Here is an 848-nt window from a genome sequence, read left to right as displayed (position 1 = left end):
CTATCCGCATCCATTTCCACCAGCGGCAGCATAAAGTCTTCATGCCAGTAGCGGCTGGAAGGCGGAATATCGTGGGCGTAAACGAAATTGGGCAAGGTGGCGACCGCAATGTTGTGCGCTTTGCCCACCGCCGTGTCCAGCATGCCGCCGCACCACACCGGGATCTGGTGCGCCTGACAGTAGTCATGGATCAGTTTGGTTTCGGTGATACCGCCAACCCGCGCCACCTTGATATTGATGATGCGGGCGCTACCCAACTCGATGGCTTTGCGTGCATCTTCCACGGACGCAATGCTTTCATCCAGACAGATAGGCGTGGCAATCGCCGCCTGAAGTTTGCGGTGGTCGACAATGTCATCGTGCGCCAGTGGCTGTTCAATCATCAGCAGATTGAAGCGATCGAGACGCTTGAAGAAATCGATATCGTCCAACGAGTAGGCGGAGTTGGCATCGGCCATCAGCGTAATGTCGCCAAAGGTGCTGCGCAGTGCCTCGATGTAGTCGATATCCTTGCCCGGTTTGATTTTGATTTTGATGCGGCGATAACCTTCATCCAGGTAGCCAGCGACCACCTCGACCAGCTTTTGCGGGGAAGATTGAATGCCGATGCTGACACCCGCTTCCACCCGATCGCGGGTGCCACCAATCGCCTGATGCAGTGGAATGCCCTGCTGTTTGGCAAAGGCATCCCAGATACCGCCTTCAATCGCCGCTTTGGCGCAGTTATTGCGCTTCACCGGCATAAAAATTTCACGCACTTCAGAGGGATGGGTAATCGTGCCAGCCTGCTTCACCATCGGGATCAGAAAATCCCGCATGATGTGCCAGGCCGTGACGTTAGTCTCTTC

General features: G+C 55.5%; 1 protein-coding gene. It reads right to left on the bottom strand.

Features of this window, described 5'->3' with window-relative positions:
• On the bottom strand, positions 1-848 hold an 848-nt coding region (gene menC, locus J5224_RS31410; RefSeq protein WP_264628906.1), incomplete at both ends, for an o-succinylbenzoate synthase.

This window comes from Candidatus Symbiopectobacterium sp. NZEC135 (assembly GCF_025962695.1).
Note: the sequence above shows the minus strand (reverse complement) of the source record. Positions and strands in the feature narration are given on the sequence as shown.